This is a genomic window from Streptococcus suis S735 (assembly GCF_000294495.1).
GTDB classification, from domain to species: domain Bacteria; phylum Bacillota; class Bacilli; order Lactobacillales; family Streptococcaceae; genus Streptococcus; species Streptococcus suis.
In genome coordinates this window covers 139,454-156,080 of sequence record NC_018526.1, presented here as the reverse complement: position 1 = coordinate 156,080, position 16,627 = coordinate 139,454, and the positions used below count along the sequence as shown (strand labels likewise).

The window sequence follows — 16,627 nt, the reverse complement described above, 5'->3', positions numbered from 1 at the left end:
TAAGTTGTTCAACGGTACTAAAAACCGAACGACAAAAAGCCCTGCGGCACTGCGATTTACTTCTCAAAAATTGTTTGAAATAGGAAATGATGTCTTTCCCACTCACATTTCTCTTACCAAATCCCCAAAATCGCTTGCCAGACCAGTGTCAACACCGTCACTCCCAGCCAGCAAACCAGACCAACCATGAGAGCCGCTCTGCCATTTTTCACCAAGGCAAACACATTGGTCCGCAAACCAATCGCCACCATAGCCATACAAATGAAAAATTTAGAGAGGGACTTCAACGGAGCAAACCAATCTGCCCCTATACCAAATCCACCCGCTATCGTTGTGATTAGACTAGCTAAGATAAAATACAAGATAAAGGTCGGAAAACCTGCCAAGAGGGACTTCTTGTCTGCCTTGAGACCCTTTCCTCGGGTTTGCCAAATTGCTAAAACCGTTGTAATCGGGATAATGGCTAAAGTTCGTGTTAGCTTAACCGTCACTGCTGTATCTAAGGTCTGACTGCCTAGACCATATAAGCTATCCCAAGTCGAAGCCGCTGCTGTCACAGAGGAGGTGTCATTGACCGCCGTTCCGGCGAACATCCCAAAGGCCTGACCCGAATCAGTCGAAAACCCAAGCCAAGTTGCCAGACTAGGAAAGACCAAAGCCGCCAAGACATTGAAGAGAAAGATGACCGAGATTGCTTGTGCCACATCCTCATCATCTGCCTGAATAATGGGAGCAGTCGCCGCAATGGCAGAGCCTCCACAGATAGAGGTACCTACGCCAATCAAGGTTGCCAGATGAGATGAAATGGGCAAGATTTTCCACATCAGAAATGCCAAAATCAAAGCAAAACTAATGGTCGAAAGAATAATTGGAAGAGATTGACGCCCAACTGCCAAGACCGCTGATAAGTTTAATCCAAATCCCAAACAAATCACAGCATACTGTAAAATTTTCTTGGAAGTAAAGGTTAAGCCTGACTGAAATGCATTTTTACTTGAAAAATAGGGATACAGACCCATCCCAATTAGAAGGGCAAAAACAGGCCCACCTACAAGTGGAAATAAATGACCTAACCACTGACCCACCAAAGCCAAAAGGAAACAAAGTCCGACACCTTTGGCATTTTCTTTTACCATAAAAACCTCCTAAAATATCAAACGTAACAACGCGGTTGTAACAACGCCAACCAAGACTGCTAAAAGGATATTTTTTGTTTTCAAAACCACAAAAAATGTCGGAAGAATAGCTAAGCTTTCCACAGGGAGAAAACTTGGCAAGGAGCCAACTTTCTCATCCATAATACTGGAGAGGGTCAATGCAAAAATGATAGTGATTGGCAAAAAGCTGAGGAATTTCACCAACTTTGGAGGGAGAGATTTATTTTGCGTCAGGACAAAAGGCAGGACGCGTGGCACCCAGGTCACCAGGGCCGCCATTAGAATAATCAGTAAAATGTTAGTTTTTATCATCAATCATCACCCCCACAAAGCAACCTAGTAGTGTCGCCAAGAGCACTGCCACATAGGACGACACCATCATAGACAGACCGATATAGGCCAGACCGACTGCCAGCAGAATTAAGCCAATTTTTTTCAGCGGAATGGTCCGAACCATAGCCTCTAACTGACCTGCAAAAATACCGACAAACATAGCAACCAAGGCAAAGTCCAATCCAAACTGCTCAGGATTTGGAATGAGACCACCAATCAGATTGCCGAGAGTCGTGAATGTAACCCAAGAGGCATAGCTTGCAAAATTATTTCCGTACATCCATTCTGGAGTAATGGTATGATGCTCAATCTGCTTACGCAAAAGAACTGCATAGGATTCATCCGTCACAAAGGATCCTATCAAGATATTCGACCCTAAACGATTTCCTTGAAAAATAGTTGTCGCATGCAAGCACATCAGAAAATTACGCAGGTTGACAAAGAAAACGGTTACTGCAATGGATAACAAAGGCGCACCTGCAAAAATCATGGCACACATGACAAATTGAGCACTCCCGGCATAGATTAATAGGCTCATCAGCCCCATCTCCACAGTAGAAATGCCCGAATTAACCGATACGACTCCGCAGGCTAGACCAATACTGGCATAGCCCAATACAGTGGGAATGGCATCGCGCATCCCTTCACGAAAAGCATATTTCTTCATTCATTATCTCCCTTCCCCTCACTAATTGATTGAAGAATTATTCTCTCATTTTCTCACATTGCAACCCGTTTTTCAAGAATTCTTATATCTAATACTCAATGAAAATCAAAAGTAGCCTAGGAAACGAAGCCGAAGATAGAACTGGAGTTCATCAAGGCAAGTTGACAACGGATAATTTTGATTTTCGAAGAGTATAAGTAGAGGTCTTGCCCTTATTGATGTACTTTCTGCATAAAATAGACCCAGCCGATAGCTGGGCCTAGGAATAGGGATGCTACTGTTGTTTCTGAAGGACCATCAAACAAGAAGTAAAGTCCTTATTGTCTCCAACATGGTCCCCATGTCGAATCGACAAACCTGTATGCATTAATTGGCTACCAGTATAAACTTCTCCATCAAGGTGATAGACCGCTTCCTCTTCCAATCCCTGCAAATACAAGCGTTGATAGGAGAGATTAGCCGTTGTCAACCGACGATAATAACCCACGATGACTTGCTGACCATCCGAGGATTGGACCTGCCAAGCCGTTATTTCTCCATCGAATGGACTTTTCAGACGAGTGAAAATACCCTGTTGGAAAATCTTACGGTGAGTCTTGTAAAAGGCAATCTGCTCTTTCATCTCTTCCAACTCTTCTTGGCTACACTCAAACAAATCCAATTCATAGCCAAAACTTCCAAAGAATGCAACATTGGCACGTGTGTTTAGTGGAGTAGCACGCCCCAACTGCTGATTTGGACTAGCTGACACATGGCAACCCATACTATTCAAAGGATAGACCATGCTCGTTCCATATTGGATTTTCAAGCGTTCCATGGCGTCCGTGTCATCGCTGACCCAGGTTTGCGGTGCATAGTAGAGCATCCCTGGATCAAATCTAGCTCCACCACTTGAACAAGATTCGAATAAGACTGTCGGAAAAGCTGCTATCAGGCTATCATATAAACGGTAGAGATTGAGAATATAGCGATGGAAGGTCTCACCTTGTCGATCCGCCTCCCGTGTACATGTAAAGACCTCTGTCATATAGCGATTCATGTCCCACTTGATATAATCAATATCATGCTCAGCCAACAGCCGATGGAGTTGGTCATGAATATTTTGATAAACATCCTCCCTCGACAAATCCAGCGTATATTGGTGGCGTCCGTGCGATTGACTATGCTGAGGATGATGGAAAATCCAGTCTGGATGCGCTCGGTAAAGCTCGCTGTCCCTATTGACCATTTCAGGTTCGATCCAAAGTCCAAATTTCATTCCCATAGCATGAACTTGGTCAATAATCCCTGTCAAGCCACTTGGTAATTTCTCTCGGTTGACCGTCCAATCTCCCAAGCCTGCTCGGTCATGGTTTCGCTTGCCAAACCAACCATCATCCATGACAAAGAGTTCAACACCAAGACCTGCAGCCTCTTTGGCCAAGGAAAGAATTGTTTCCTCATCAAAATCAAAACTCATGGCTTCCCAGTTATTCAAGAGAACAGGTCGTTCTCTATCACGCCAATAGCCACGTACCAGATGTTTTTGGAAGAGGCGGTGATAGGTTTGGCTCATGCCATTCAAACCATGCTCGCTATAAACCATAACAACCTCAGGCGTCTGGAACTCTTCTCCCTTATCTAATGTCCAAGAAAAACGCTCAGGATGGATTCCCATACTCACTCTTGTTTTTTGGAAAGAACTCACATCCACCTGCGCCAAAAAGTTTCCGCTATAGACGAGCGAGAAGCCTAGTACCTCTCCCTGTTGCTCATCCGCAGTTGGGCGTTTCAAAGCCATAAAGGGATTGTGCTCCGCACTACTAGCCCCTTTGAGACTGTAAATAGACTGACAACCTTGATGAAGAGGCGATAGTTGCAGATGCCGCTCACGCCCCCAAGCCCCATCCAAATGCAACCAATCATAGTCCATATCAGGCAGACAAAGTGTCATACTCAAGGCACGGTTCAAACAGACAGATTTTTCTCCGAGTTGTTCAAAACGAGCAGAGCGAGTCACCGCTGGATAATCTCGAAAAATCGTATAAGACAAGACCAGCCGGGTCTGCGAATCTTCATCCAACAAATAAATATCCAAACTATCTGCCTGTCCCTCCTCATCCAGATAGAGATGAGGAAGACCCTTCAAAGCCGATCGCCCAGCATAAATCGCATGACCTTGATACACAAAGTGCGATAGACTGCTACCATCCTTCTGCACCAACTCAAAAGTCGGAGAAAAATAGTCCGTTGTACCATAACAAGCAAATTCAGGATTGGCATATTGGAGCGAAAAGAAACGGTCATCGTCTTCTACAAAGGAAGTCAAAGCACGATACTCATCTTCACGTACATACTGATAAGAAGCTGTTTCTGTTACACGCTTTCCATAATACAAACTACCAATATGACCATTAGGCAAGACCGTCAACACATAGCTAATAAACTCATTGTAAAGATGGAATTCCTTTGTCTTTTCATGAAAGATAATTCCCATTGTAGCCTCCTATAATTTTCCACCAGATGTCGCAATCCCTTGGATGAACTGCTTCTGGAATATCACATACAGTACCAACATCGGCCAAATAGCCAAAACACTTGCAGCCATGAGCTGAGGATAGTTAACAGCGTAAGCTCCCTGAATCTTAGAAAGTGCGCTAGATAGGGTAGCCTTGTCAGCCTCTGAGTTGATAATCAATGGCCACAGCAAATCCTTGAAAGCAAACAAAGCCGTAAAAATCGCTAAGGCAATCAAGCCAGACTTGGCCAATGGCAACATGACCTTAAAGAAGGTCTGCCCGATATTACAACCATCCAATTTCGCAGACTCCTCCAATTCTTTTGGAAGCCCCATGAAAAATTGACGGAGCAAGAATGTCCCAAAGGCACTGACAATTCCTGGGAATACCAGAGCAAAAATCGTATTGCGCATACCAAGTTGGTCAATCATCAAATACTGAGGAATGACGAATAACTGAGGTGGCACCATCATTTGAAAGAGGACCAGACCAAACAAGAAATTCCGCCCAGGAAACTCCAGTCGAGCAAAGGCATAAGCTGCCATAGCTGAAAACATAACCGAGCTAAAGATACGCCATAACATCATCAAAATGGTGTTCAGATAGAGTATCGGAAAATTATTAGTCCGAATAGCCTCCGTATAATTGCTCACCATCCAGTTACTTGGTAAAAAGTGGAAAGGATTCATCTGAGTGGATTCGGTTACCGTTTTAAAAGACGTCAACACCATCCAAACAAATGGGATCAGCATGCCCATTGCCACTAAAATCAAGAAGGCATGCATCCAGATTGTTGATTTAAAAGCTGATTGTTTCACATGAACCTCCTTAACGGTAATGCACCCATTTTTTCTGTACCTTCATCTGAACGAAAGTAATGACAAGAATAATCAATAACAACAACATGACAATGGTGGAGCCATAGCCCTTATCCGAATATTTAAAGGAATTATTGTAAAACAGATAAACCAGAGATACTGTCTTATCATAGGCAGGACTACGAACATCCTCCATCATATAGATAACATCAAAGACTTGCATGGATTGAATGACACTGGTTACCACAACAAAGAACAGGGTTGGTGAAACCAATGGCAGGGTAATGGAGAAAAATTGCTTGGCCGGACTAGCTCCATCAATGCGAGCTGCCTCATAAAAATCCGTTGGAATTTCTTGCAAACCAGCTAAAATTAAAATCATACTATAGCCAACCGTACTCCAAATTCCAATCAAAGCGATTGAGTATAGAGCAATCTTTGGATCTTCAATCCAGTTCACAGCACCCAGTCCCAAACGACGCAAGATATAGTTAATCAAGCCGAAGTCCGTATTGTAGAGCCATTTCCAAACCATGGTCACCGCGGCTGGTGCTGCCACCATAGGCAAGAAAAAAATGGTTCGATAAATATGCTTACCTTTAATCTTAGAATTAAGCAAAACTGCAAGCAACATGGCCAAGGCAACGGTAGCCGGAACAACTAGAATCGTATATTTCAAGGTATTCCATGTCGCCTGCCACACTTGCGCATCCCCTAACATGCGTTGGTAATTTGCCAAGCCGACAAAGATGTCACCTTTGCCGAAATCTCCACTCTTATGAAAACTCATCTTCATGGTTTGGAAAATAGGAATAATATTGAGCACGATTAATCCAATAATGGTCGGTGCTACCATTCCCCATCCCCAAATTGCCTCATTTAAACTTCCTTTTTTTCGGAACATCTTATCCCCATCCTTCTTCATTTTAATAAGAAGGTCCGGGGAAGAATCAACTTCCCAAGACCTCCTACCTATTTTTCAGTTGCTAATTCAGCATTCATCATATCAGCTGTTTCTTTGGCAGCTTCTTCAGTTGCTTTTTCTCCAAGATAAGCAGGTTTCAATAGCTCATAAGCCTTATCTTCCCACTTGATGGTTGTTTGTGAATATGGACGAATCTGTGCATAATCCACCATGTCAACATAATTCTTGATAGTAAAGTTTTTGTTTGAATCTACCCAAGTATCTGCCGCGCCTTTATAAGCCGAGATTGCCACACCAAGTGTTGCCTGCATTTCTTGTGCCTCTTTTGAGCTGAGGTATTCAACCCATTTCCAAGCAGCATCTGGATGTTTAGTGGTAGCAGCAATGGCATGACCCAATCCATTAAAGATGGTTGCACGAGTTCCATCTGGACCTTTTGGCAAAACAGCTACATCAGCATTTTCACGAATGTAGTCATTAGCAGTGAAACCAGATAAATTCCAAGAACCGAAGACGCTCATAGCCACTTGACCGTTTTGGAATGCTTCGGCCCGCTCTTTATCTACTGTAATAGCCGGTGAAATTTTTTCTTTGACAAAGCTAAAGTAGTAATCCAAAGCCTCAATGGTCTTAGGATCAGCATAGCCTGATTTCAAATCATCAGTAATAACCTTACCACCATTTTGATAGATAAAGTTGTAGTAGCCCTCTTGGTTACTCAAACCAGCACCGAAACCATACTGACTACCATCTGGCTTGGTCAATTTCTTCGCTACTTCTTTCAACTTATTCCAATCCCAAGTATCATCTGGATATGGAATGCCTGCTTCGTCAAATAATTTTTTATTGTACCAAAGACCGATTGTATCGAAATCTTTTGGAATAGCGTACTGCTTACCATTTATGTTGTAGATTTCATTCAAACCATCTGGGAAATTAGCTAGTTTGGCATCTTCACTCTTGGCTAAGTATTCATCCAATGGCAATAGCATTTCATTGGAACCATAGCGATAAATCTCATTTGAATGCATCCAGAAGGTATCAGGCAATGAACCACCTGTCGCACCAGCTTCTAACATGGTCCAGTAGGAATCCCAGTCCGATACTTGAATATTGATTTTAATATCTGGATTCTTTTTCTCAAACTCATCCGCAATCTTTCTCAAACCAGGCTCTTGACCAGAATCCCAAATAGCATAGGATATTTCTGTCTTTCCTGAACTACTTCCTCCCGTAGTTTTGCTAGACTCAGTCGAAGTAGAACACGCTGCCAGCAGGCCTGCAGCCGCAAGCAAGGTAACATAGCGACCAATTTTCTTCATGATAATACTCCTTTTCTTTTGTCGAATACGTCGACGAACTTTGTTATTTCTACTATAACTATAACATGTAAGCGCTTTATAATCAAATAGGAATATTTGACATATTCCATATGATTTTGGGATATTTTTTAATTTTTTCAAATAAAATGTCACATTTACATATAAATATGCTATACTAATTGTAAGCCTTTACACTTTTGGTATGGAGAATACGATGAAAATACAACCTGAATTTTACGTCTTTAATAACAGATCCTATGTAGATTTTTACCCCATCCAATTTGGCATGGAAGCCTGTAAGCCACTTCACTCATTCGGCCCAACTATGAAACAACACTACCTGTTTCACTACATCATCTCTGGTTCAGGTACTTTTTACGATACCTCCGACCAACGTGAATACCACCTAACCGCAGGACAGGGCTTCCTTATCTCCCCAGACGCCATCTGTAGCTACGAAGCAGACGAAAAGGACCCCTGGACCTATATCTGGCTTGAATTTGACGGTCTGAAAACTGAGCATTTTCTCAGACAGGCAGGGCTCTCGAAAGAACAACCTATCTTTTCACAACGAGAAATGCCCACCTCTAGCCCTGTCTACCATGAAATGAAACAAATTCTCGCGCTCCATCATCAAAAAAGCGCTCTAGTTCTCGGACACCTTTACCTCTTTATCTCCTGCCTCATTGACTGTTCGCTAACCAAAACAAGTAGCAAACACGATGAAAACAAGGAATTTTATATACGAGAAGCTATCAACTTCGTAGAACGAAATTATGAGAAAGCTATATCCGTCGATGATTTGGCACAAGTGTGCAACCTCAATCGCCACTACTTCAGTCGGCTATTCAAGGAGCAAATGAACATCTCACCTCAACAATTTATCATCCAATACCGACTCAGCGAAGCCTGCGAACTCTTAAAAAACACTACTAAGACACTACAGGAAATTGCTGAAGAAATCGGCTACTCCAACCAATTCAATTTTTCAACTGCTTTTAAAAGACATTACCAAATTTCTCCAAATCGCTGGCGAAAAATCCACAAATAAACCTCTTACGTATCCTTGACGTAAGAGGTTTTTATTCTATAAATTCTCAAAAGCCAGACTAGGCTTGGCATTGAGGTCCCAGCCAGCAAGGTTTTCCTTATTGTACTCACTGACCGCTGCTAAGGCAATCATACCTGCATTGTCACCGCAGAGGCGAAGCGGGGGAATGATAACCTCCACATCGGTAATTTCAGCAGCCAACCGCTCTCGCAAGCCCTGATTAGCTGCCACACCGCCCGCTACCACCAAGGTTTTGACAGGGTATTGCTCCAAGGCCTTCTTGGTCTTAGCCATGAGAATGTCCATAACACAGGCTTGGAAAGAGGCTGACAAGTCCGCATTGGACAAGGTCTCCCCTTTCTGCTGGGCATTGTGGTAGAGGTTGATAAAGGCGGATTTCAAACCAGAGAAAGAAAACTCCAAATTATCCTCTTTAATCATAGCCCGAGGGAAGTCATAAATGTCTTGCCCCTCATGTGCCAATTCGTCAATCACCCGACCAGCTGGATAGGGCAGGCCCATGACCCGACCCACCTTATCATAGGCTTCGCCGACCGCATCATCTCGCGTTTCACCGACAATCTTGTAGTCACCTGCCTCTGACACATAGACCAACTCCGTGTGCCCACCGCTGACCAAAAGAGCCAAGAGCGGAAACTCCAACTCCTTGACCGCCCGCGCCGCCATCAAATGCCCTGCCATGTGGTTGACAGGAATGAGCGGCAGACCGTTAGCCCAGGCAAAGGCCTTAGCAGCTGAAATCCCGACCAACAGGGCACCAACTAAGCCAGGCCCATAGGTCACAGCCACAGCCGTCAGGTCCTCTGCCGTCACTTCCGCCTCCAACAAGGCCTCCTCGATACAGGCCGTTATCACTTCCACATGGTGACGGCTGGCCACCTCGGGCACCACCCCACCAAACCGCTGGTGGCTGGCAATCTGGCTGGCAATGACGTTGGATAAAAGCTCCGCGTCATTTCGCAAAACAGCCACCGAGGTCTCGTCACAGGAGGTCTCGATCGCCAAAATCAATCTATCTTTCATCACGTTCTCTCTTCATTATCACCGCGTCCTCGACAGGATGGCGGTAGTAGTCTTTTCGTTTTCCTATTTTGGTAAAATGCTGGCGTGTATAGAGGGCCTGAGCTGCGCTATTGGACTCTCTCACTTCGAGGAAAATATCCCCATCCCAGTCCATCACAGCAGCCATCAGTTGACTGGCGATTCCCAGCCTCTGAAAATCAGTCTTGACAGCAATCTGCAAGATTTCCATCTCATCCAGCACCGTCTGCACAGCCAAAAATCCGACCAATTCCTGACCCTCATAGGCCAAATAATAATCCTCATACTGACTGGTCATGCTTGAAACAATCTGTTCCAAGGTCCAAGGTGACTGATCATAGACGGACTGCATAACTGCCAACACAGCCTCCGCCAGATTTTCCTGACCGTCGTAGTGTTTAATCTCTATCATACACGCTTGATATAACTTTCTGAGCCAACTTGGTTGTCCTTGAGCCAGTTTTCTTCTGCCTCTACATGCTTGAGATAGTTGGGCTCAAAGCTCGTCACATCTACTGCTGGCAAGTCTTGACCGATTACTGCTAGCTGATAGGCAGACGGCAGACTAGCTTGATACTGAGCAGTCGGTAGAGCTTGTTCGATTTGCTCCATAAAGTTTTCTACTTCTCCGACAAAGGTAATATTTTCCTTACCAGACAGGCTAGAAAGCAAGTCTTCAAAAGACCAGTAGCGGTCTGGCTCGACTGCTCTGCCATTTTCATAAACACCTGCATAGACGCAGTTACGGCGGGCATCAATGAGAGGCACCACCAGACCCGTCAGGCTAGGAGGAACCAGAGACTGAAGACTAGATAGCCCCACCAAGTCGATCTTGAGGGTGTAGGCCAAGGTCTTGGCGGTCGCCACCGCCACCCGCAGGCCCGTGTAGGAGCCAGGTCCCTGAGCGACCACAATCCGATCCAGGTCTTTGGGTGTCCAGCCCACCTGCGCTACCAAAAAATCAACCACAGGCATGAGGCTGATACTATGATTTTTCTTGACAGCCAACAGGGTTTCCGCCTGCAAACGACCGTCCTCCACCAAGGCAACCGATAAGGCCTGATTGGAGCTGTCCAAAGCTAGTATTTTCATAAGTTTCTCTTTCTTTACGTCATTCGGTTTGCTTTTATTACTTCAACACTTGAGGAAACTTCGTTTCCGTATTTCCCACTTCAAACAATACACTGTATTGTTTGAACTCCCTGTGCCGTACTCCAGTACAGCCCGCAGCTCGTTGCCTAGTACTAAAAGCAAACTGAAAGACTTTTAAATGCTACTCTCTATTGTAAGCTATCTTGGATATTTTTTCAAATAATGGAAAAGACTGGGGTGTGATTTCTAGTAGGTTAATGGATCGAACCGATTTGTCATTCTAGTAAGTCACATCACTATCTGGCAGTTGATAGGCATTTCTCAGCACAATTGAACTTAGTCTTAGTAATCCCAACACACTCGGAATCCTAACTCATTTCTTTGATTTATACCCTTCTGAAATACCGAATTTCTGAAAATCATGACACTTTTCCATTTTCCTACCAAACCCTTTTACCATCAGCATATTTTATGGTATAATGAAGAGTACATTTAGACTGAATAAATTGACAACTCGAGAAAATTGAATAGATATTACCAGACAGACCCAACTGTTTGAGGCTTTTTTCATAGTTGCCAGTCAAAAAGAAAGGAACTATACTACACATGATTTATAAAGTATTCTATCAAGAATCAAAAATTAGCCCACGTCGCGAGCAGACACGTGCTCTTTATCTAGACATCGATGCTGCATCAGAATTGGAAGGTCGTATTATCGCGCGTGAATTGGTGGAAACCAACCGCCCTGAATACAATATCGAATTTATCGACCTCTTATCAGACAATCATCTTGAATACGAGAAAGAGCACGCAGATTTCAAAATTACGGAGTTTTAATCCATGTCATCAGTCAATCTAAAACCTCATGAAGTTGGCGTTTTCGCCATCGGTGGTTTGGGAGAAATCGGGAAAAACACCTACGGTATCGAGTATAAGGATGAAATTCTCATCGTCGATGCCGGTATCAAGTTCCCAGAAGATGACCTATTGGGTATCGACTACGTTATCCCAGACTACTCCTACATCGTTGAAAACCTAGACCGCGTTAAAGGTCTGGTTATTACCCACGGGCACGAAGACCACATCGGAGGCATTCCCTTCTTACTCAAGCAGGCCAATGTCCCAATCTATGCTGGACCTTTAGCCCTCGCCCTTATTCGAGGCAAATTGGAAGAACACGGTCTGCTCCGTGATGCGACTTTGCATGAAATCAATCATAATACAGAGTTGACCTTCAAGCACCTCAAAGTCAGCTTCTTCCGTACCACCCACTCCATTCCAGAACCTCTCGGTATCGTCGTTGATACACCTCAAGGGAAAATCGTCTGTACCGGTGACTTCAAGTTCGACTTCACTCCTGTTGGTGAGCCAGCAGACCTTCACCGCATGGCCGCCCTGGGTGAAGAAGGCGTTCTCTGCCTCCTTTCCGACTCGACAAATGCTGAAGTCCCAACCTTCACCAACTCGGAAAAAGTGGTCGGTCAGTCCATTATGAAGCTGATTGAAGGCATTCACGGACGCATCATCTTTGCTTCCTTTGCCTCCAACATCTTCCGTCTCCAACAGGCGGCTGATGCAGCGGTTAAGACCGGACGCAAGATCGCTGTCTTTGGACGTTCCATGGAAAAAGCCATTGTTAACGGTATCGAGCTCGGCTACATCAAGGTGCCTAAGGATACCTTCATCGAGCCAAACGAGATCAAAGAATACCCTGCCAGCGAGATCATGATTCTCTGTACAGGTAGCCAGGGTGAGCCTATGGCCGCACTCTCTCGCATCGCCCACGGTACCCACCGTCAGGTGCAACTCCAGCCAGGCGACACGGTTATCTTCTCGTCCAGTCCTATTCCGGGAAATACCACAGGTGTCAACAAGCTCATCAATATCTTGATTGAAGCCGGTGTCGATGTTATTCACGGCAAGATCAACAACATCCATACCTCTGGACACGGTGGTCAACAAGAGCAAAAACTCATGCTCCGCTTGATCAAACCCAAATACTTCATGCCTGTCCATGGTGAATACCGCATGCAAAAAATCCATGCCAGCCTAGCTGTTGATACAGGCGTTCCCAAAGATAATATCTTCATCATGGAAAACGGAGATGTCCTTGCTCTGACAAAAGATTCTGCACGTCTCGCAGGTCAATTCAACGCCCAAGACATCTATGTTGATGGAAACCGCATCGGTGAAATCGGCGCAGCTGTTCTAAAAGACCGCCGCGATCTTTCAGAAGATGGTGTTGTCCTTGCAGTAGCCACTGTCGATTTTAATTCTAAGATGATATTAGCAGGACCAGACATCCTCAGCCGTGGCTTTATCTATATGAGAGAATCTGGCGAGCTCATTCGCGAAAGCCAACGCGTCCTTTTCAACGCTATCCGCATCGCCATGCGCAACAAAGACGCAAATATCCAAACAGTCAACGGCGCCATTGTTAACGCCCTACGACCATTCCTATACGAAAAAACAGAGCGTGAACCAATCATTATCCCAATGATTCTGACGCCTGACCGATAACACACTAAAATCCCAGAGGTGAAACCTCTGGGATTTATTTTATATTAACAAGATAACCCAGCTTGAAAAAAGACAGATTTCAAGCTCATGTCTATCCCCTCGCCCTGCTATTTATTAGCTCAGACTGAAACAGTCTCTTTCCAGACCACTTCACTCCACTGGACCATTACCCGATTTCCAATTTCTCGGCTCGTGAACAAAGGACCCGTCGGGGTCCTTTGTTTAATACATATCCAAATAGTTGTCGATTTCCCATTGAGAAACGTAGGTTGCGTAGCTTGCCCATTCGATTTTCTTAGCTTCCAAGAAATTCGTATAGATATGATCACCTAGAGCTGCACGAACTACCTCGTCTTCACGAAGAGCTTTCAATGCATTGTGAAGAGTTGAAGGAAGATCAGTGATACCTGCTTCACGACGCTCCTCATCAGACATTGCATAGATATTAGATTCTACTGGTGCTGGTGCTTCAATTTTATTTTGAATACCTTCCAAGCCAACTTCCAATAGAACTGCCATAGCTAAGTATGGGTTGGCAGTTGGATCAACCGAGCGCAATTCCAAACGAGTTCCCATTCCACGTGATGCAGGTACGCGAACCAATGGTGAGCGGTTTTTACCAGCCCAAGCAATATACACAGGAGCTTCAAAGCCTGGAACCAAACGCTTGTAAGAGTTCACTGTCGGGTTTGTAATAGCAGTATAGTTATAAGCATGCTTAATCAAACCACCAAGGAAATGGTAAGCAGTTTGAGACAGTTGCATACCGCGAGGATCTTCTGGATCAAAGAAGGCATTGTTTCCATCCTTGTCAAAGAGGGACATGTTACAGTGCATACCTGAGCCAGCAATACCAAACTTAGGCTTGGCCATAAAGGTCGCATACATGCCATGCTTACGAGCAATTGTTTTAACAACTAACTTGAAGATTTGAATATTGTCACAAGCTTTTAAGACATCCGCATATTTGAAGTCAATTTCATGCTGACCTACTGCCACTTCGTGATGACTCGCTTCAACTTCAAAGCCCATCTCTGTCAAGACATTGACGATTTCGCGACGTGTATTATCAGCCAAGTCCGTTGGTGCGAGGTCAAAGTAACCACCTTTATCATTTACTTCAAGCGTTGGATTTCCTTGTTCGTCCATCTTAAAGAGGAAGAATTCTGGTTCTGGACCAAGGTTGAATGAAGAGAAACCTGCCTCTTCCATGTGACGAAGCGATTTCTTCAAATTTCCACGTGGGTCACCAGCAAAAGGCTTAGCATCTGTTGTATAAATATCACAAATCAAGCCAGCTACACGGCCATTTTCATCACCCCAAGGGAAGATAGTCCATGTATCCAAATCTGGGTAAAGATACATATCTGATTCATTGATACGAACAAATCCTTCAATAGATGAACCATCAAACATGACCTTATTTGACAAAACCTTTTCGACCTGCTCATCAGTTGCTGGAATTTCTACGTTTTTCATCACTCCCATGATGTCTGTAAACATAAGACGTAGGAAGGTAACGTTTTTCTCTTTGATATCGCGCTTGATATCTGCCACTGTGAATGTCATTATTTTTCTCCTCTATTTTAAAAGCTAATTACGACGAACGGAAAATGGAACTAGGACTTGAAAATCGTCCCTGACGACTGAATTCATCATGTAAGATACGACGGACATCTTCATCAGTCAAGGTTTTCTGCTGTTTTTGGACCTTAGCTTTCGCTTCCCGATTTGCATATTCCTTCTTAATCGCAGCAATATTCAAACCTTCATCCAAAAAATCCTTGATTTCTAAAAGTAAGTCCATATCGTTTAGAGAATACAAGCGACGATTCCCTTCGTTGCGATCGGGCTTAATCAAGCCTTGATCTTCATAGTAACGAATTTGACGAGCAGTTAAATCTGTCAACTTCATCACACTACCGATCGGAAAGATAGCTAAGGAACGACGAAACTCTTTTTCTCTCATAATGAACTCCTTTCTGCCTACCATTATAGGAGAATTTTTTTTTGAGGTCAATAGGTGATGTTATATTTTATAACATCATTTATCCTGAAAACGTTTTTTTATAACATTCACATCATAATTAACTAGAATCGCAATGAAAACTCCGATAAAGGTTTCAAACACACGAATAAACACATATTGAATCGTATCACCAGCAGGAATAGACAATGTAATAATTAATAAAGCTGATACTCCACCAATAATTCCCGCTTTATTATTCATCGCCACATTTGTCATAATCGTTAACATGACAAATATCGGAACAAAAACCGCAGTTACCCAAAAATGATCTAAGAATAACCTATCCAAAATAAAGAAAAGTAGCGCATAAAAACCACCAATAGAATTGCCCAGAATCCGAGAAGCTCCAAAATGGACACTCTGATCGAAGTCTTCTCGTAAACTAAACACAGCCGTCAAAGCCGCAATCTGAATCCCTTGCCAGCCCATAAAACCAAACAAAAGAATAACTAGGAAAACTGCCAAACCCGATTTGAACGTCCGCATCCCCAACCGAAATTTCTTTGGATCAAATGTATATTTTTTAAACATGCCTCTATTCTAACATGATTTCGGAAAATAGAATAGCAAATACCTGCCCAGCTTTTCTTTTCTCCTAAGCTCGACTGGAAAAGCCTCCTGTTCACGCCAGCTTTTCGAAAAACCAATAATCTGCCACTTTAAATCAGCTGCAAGAAGGAACCCAGAAGTAAGACAAACAAATAGACGCTGCAAAAAACAACGTCTTTTTTTACATTTATATTTTAGCGCAGTAGCTGAATGGGAGTTGTGACCAAGATTCAGCCTTGCGGGGTTCAAATAGCCCAGTGGACTATTTGAAGTTGTCACCAAGAAAAATCAAAGTAACAATCTACGGAATCATTTTTGACAGAAGCTTCGTTTCTTCTATTTCTAACCTCAACATATCTGGGAGATATGTTGAACTGACTCACCGCCTATTTCTCAGTCAAGGCAGCACCTAGCCAGTCTTTCTAGGTCACACTTCCCAGAAAGACTAGGCATGGCACTAGGCACTCCGTGCCGTCGCAAGTCCTGGAAGCACTTTACACCTTGCTAGACTTTCTAACTCGCTTAGCTTCGTAGAAACTCTACGCGATGCACAAAATGCAACGGAAATCCGTTGCATTTTAGCCTTTACCTAGGCTGATTTTCT

Annotated in this window: 16 protein-coding genes; 3 read left to right on the top strand and 13 right to left on the bottom strand. The window is 43.8% G+C overall.

The annotated features are described in order from the left end of the window. Positions 1-113: 113 nt before the first annotated feature. The 7 genes from YYK_RS00950 to YYK_RS00920 all read right to left on the bottom strand — a co-directional run bounded on the left by YYK_RS00950 (position 114) and on the right by YYK_RS00920 (position 7,720). A complete protein-coding gene (locus tag YYK_RS00950) occupies positions 114-1,136 on the bottom strand; it encodes a YeiH family protein (RefSeq protein WP_011922574.1) in 1,023 nt (340 codons plus the stop codon). A gap of 9 nt (positions 1,137-1,145) precedes the next feature. Beyond that, entirely contained in the window at positions 1,146-1,469 is a 324-nt protein-coding gene (locus tag YYK_RS00945) for an AzlD domain-containing protein (RefSeq protein ID WP_012774916.1), read from the bottom strand. Beyond that, positions 1,456-2,157 carry an AzlC family ABC transporter permease gene (locus YYK_RS00940; RefSeq protein WP_011921764.1) on the bottom strand — a complete coding sequence of 234 codons (702 nt, stop codon included), beginning with the start codon at positions 2,155-2,157 and terminating at the stop codon, positions 1,456-1,458. Before YYK_RS00940 ends, YYK_RS00945 begins: the two co-directional genes overlap by 14 nt. A 274-nt stretch (positions 2,158-2,431) precedes the next feature. Next, entirely contained in the window at positions 2,432-4,633 is a 2,202-nt protein-coding gene (locus YYK_RS00935) for an alpha-galactosidase (protein ID WP_011921762.1), read from the bottom strand. Between the two features lie 9 nt (positions 4,634-4,642). Further along, positions 4,643-5,473, bottom strand: a complete 831-nt coding sequence (locus tag YYK_RS00930; RefSeq protein WP_011921761.1) for a carbohydrate ABC transporter permease — start codon at positions 5,471-5,473, stop codon at positions 4,643-4,645. A gap of 10 nt (positions 5,474-5,483) precedes the next feature. Further along, on the bottom strand, positions 5,484-6,377 hold the full coding sequence (locus tag YYK_RS00925) for a carbohydrate ABC transporter permease (protein WP_002939305.1): 894 nt from the start codon (positions 6,375-6,377) through the stop codon (positions 5,484-5,486). A gap of 68 nt (positions 6,378-6,445) precedes the next feature. Further along, entirely contained in the window at positions 6,446-7,720 is a 1,275-nt protein-coding gene (locus YYK_RS00920) for an ABC transporter substrate-binding protein (protein WP_012774915.1), read from the bottom strand. Between the two features lie 214 nt (positions 7,721-7,934). Between YYK_RS00920 and YYK_RS00915 the strand changes: the two genes are divergently transcribed. Further along, complete coding sequence (locus YYK_RS00915; protein ID WP_009909131.1) at positions 7,935-8,771, top strand: AraC family transcriptional regulator; 837 nt, start codon at positions 7,935-7,937, stop codon at positions 8,769-8,771. 36 nt (positions 8,772-8,807) lie between these two features. Here YYK_RS00915 and tsaD read toward each other — a convergent pair whose 3' ends face one another. From tsaD to tsaB, 3 genes are read right to left on the bottom strand one after another with little or no spacing between them, the layout of a single operon-like run. Continuing rightward, entirely contained in the window at positions 8,808-9,815 is a 1,008-nt protein-coding gene (tsaD, locus tag YYK_RS00910) for a tRNA (adenosine(37)-N6)-threonylcarbamoyltransferase complex transferase subunit TsaD (RefSeq protein WP_002938526.1), read from the bottom strand. After that, positions 9,805-10,245, bottom strand: a complete 441-nt coding sequence (gene rimI / locus YYK_RS00905; protein ID WP_011921755.1) for a ribosomal protein S18-alanine N-acetyltransferase — start codon at positions 10,243-10,245, stop codon at positions 9,805-9,807. Before rimI ends, tsaD begins: the two co-directional genes overlap by 11 nt. Beyond that, the gene (gene tsaB / locus YYK_RS00900; protein WP_011921754.1) at positions 10,242-10,925 is read right to left on the bottom strand and encodes a tRNA (adenosine(37)-N6)-threonylcarbamoyltransferase complex dimerization subunit type 1 TsaB; all 684 of its coding nucleotides are present in this window, start codon (positions 10,923-10,925) and stop codon (positions 10,242-10,244) included. The genes rimI and tsaB overlap by 4 nt, the downstream gene beginning before the upstream one ends. Before the next feature lie 606 nt (positions 10,926-11,531). Between tsaB and YYK_RS00895 the strand changes: the two genes are divergently transcribed. Next, positions 11,532-11,762, top strand: coding sequence for a DNA-dependent RNA polymerase subunit epsilon (locus YYK_RS00895; RefSeq protein WP_002938523.1), 231 nt, complete (start codon positions 11,532-11,534; stop codon positions 11,760-11,762). A gap of 3 nt (positions 11,763-11,765) precedes the next feature. Next, positions 11,766-13,445 (top strand): ribonuclease J1, encoded by a 1,680-nt coding sequence (rnjA, locus tag YYK_RS00890; RefSeq protein WP_002938522.1) that lies wholly within the window; start codon positions 11,766-11,768, stop codon positions 13,443-13,445. A gap of 222 nt (positions 13,446-13,667) precedes the next feature. On the opposite strand, the gene glnA is transcribed toward rnjA, so the two are convergent. The 3 genes from glnA to YYK_RS00875 all read right to left on the bottom strand — a co-directional run bounded on the left by glnA (position 13,668) and on the right by YYK_RS00875 (position 16,005). After that, entirely contained in the window at positions 13,668-15,014 is a 1,347-nt protein-coding gene (gene glnA, locus YYK_RS00885) for a type I glutamate--ammonia ligase (RefSeq protein ID WP_011921751.1), read from the bottom strand. Positions 15,015-15,042: 28 nt separating this feature from the next. Further along, positions 15,043-15,414: a MerR family transcriptional regulator gene (locus YYK_RS00880; protein WP_002940041.1), complete on the bottom strand. Its 372-nt coding sequence runs from the start codon at positions 15,412-15,414 to the stop codon at positions 15,043-15,045. A 75-nt stretch (positions 15,415-15,489) separates the two neighbouring features. Next, positions 15,490-16,005, bottom strand: a complete 516-nt coding sequence (locus YYK_RS00875; protein ID WP_011921749.1) for an FUSC family protein — start codon at positions 16,003-16,005, stop codon at positions 15,490-15,492. Between the last annotated feature and the right edge of the window lie 622 nt (positions 16,006-16,627).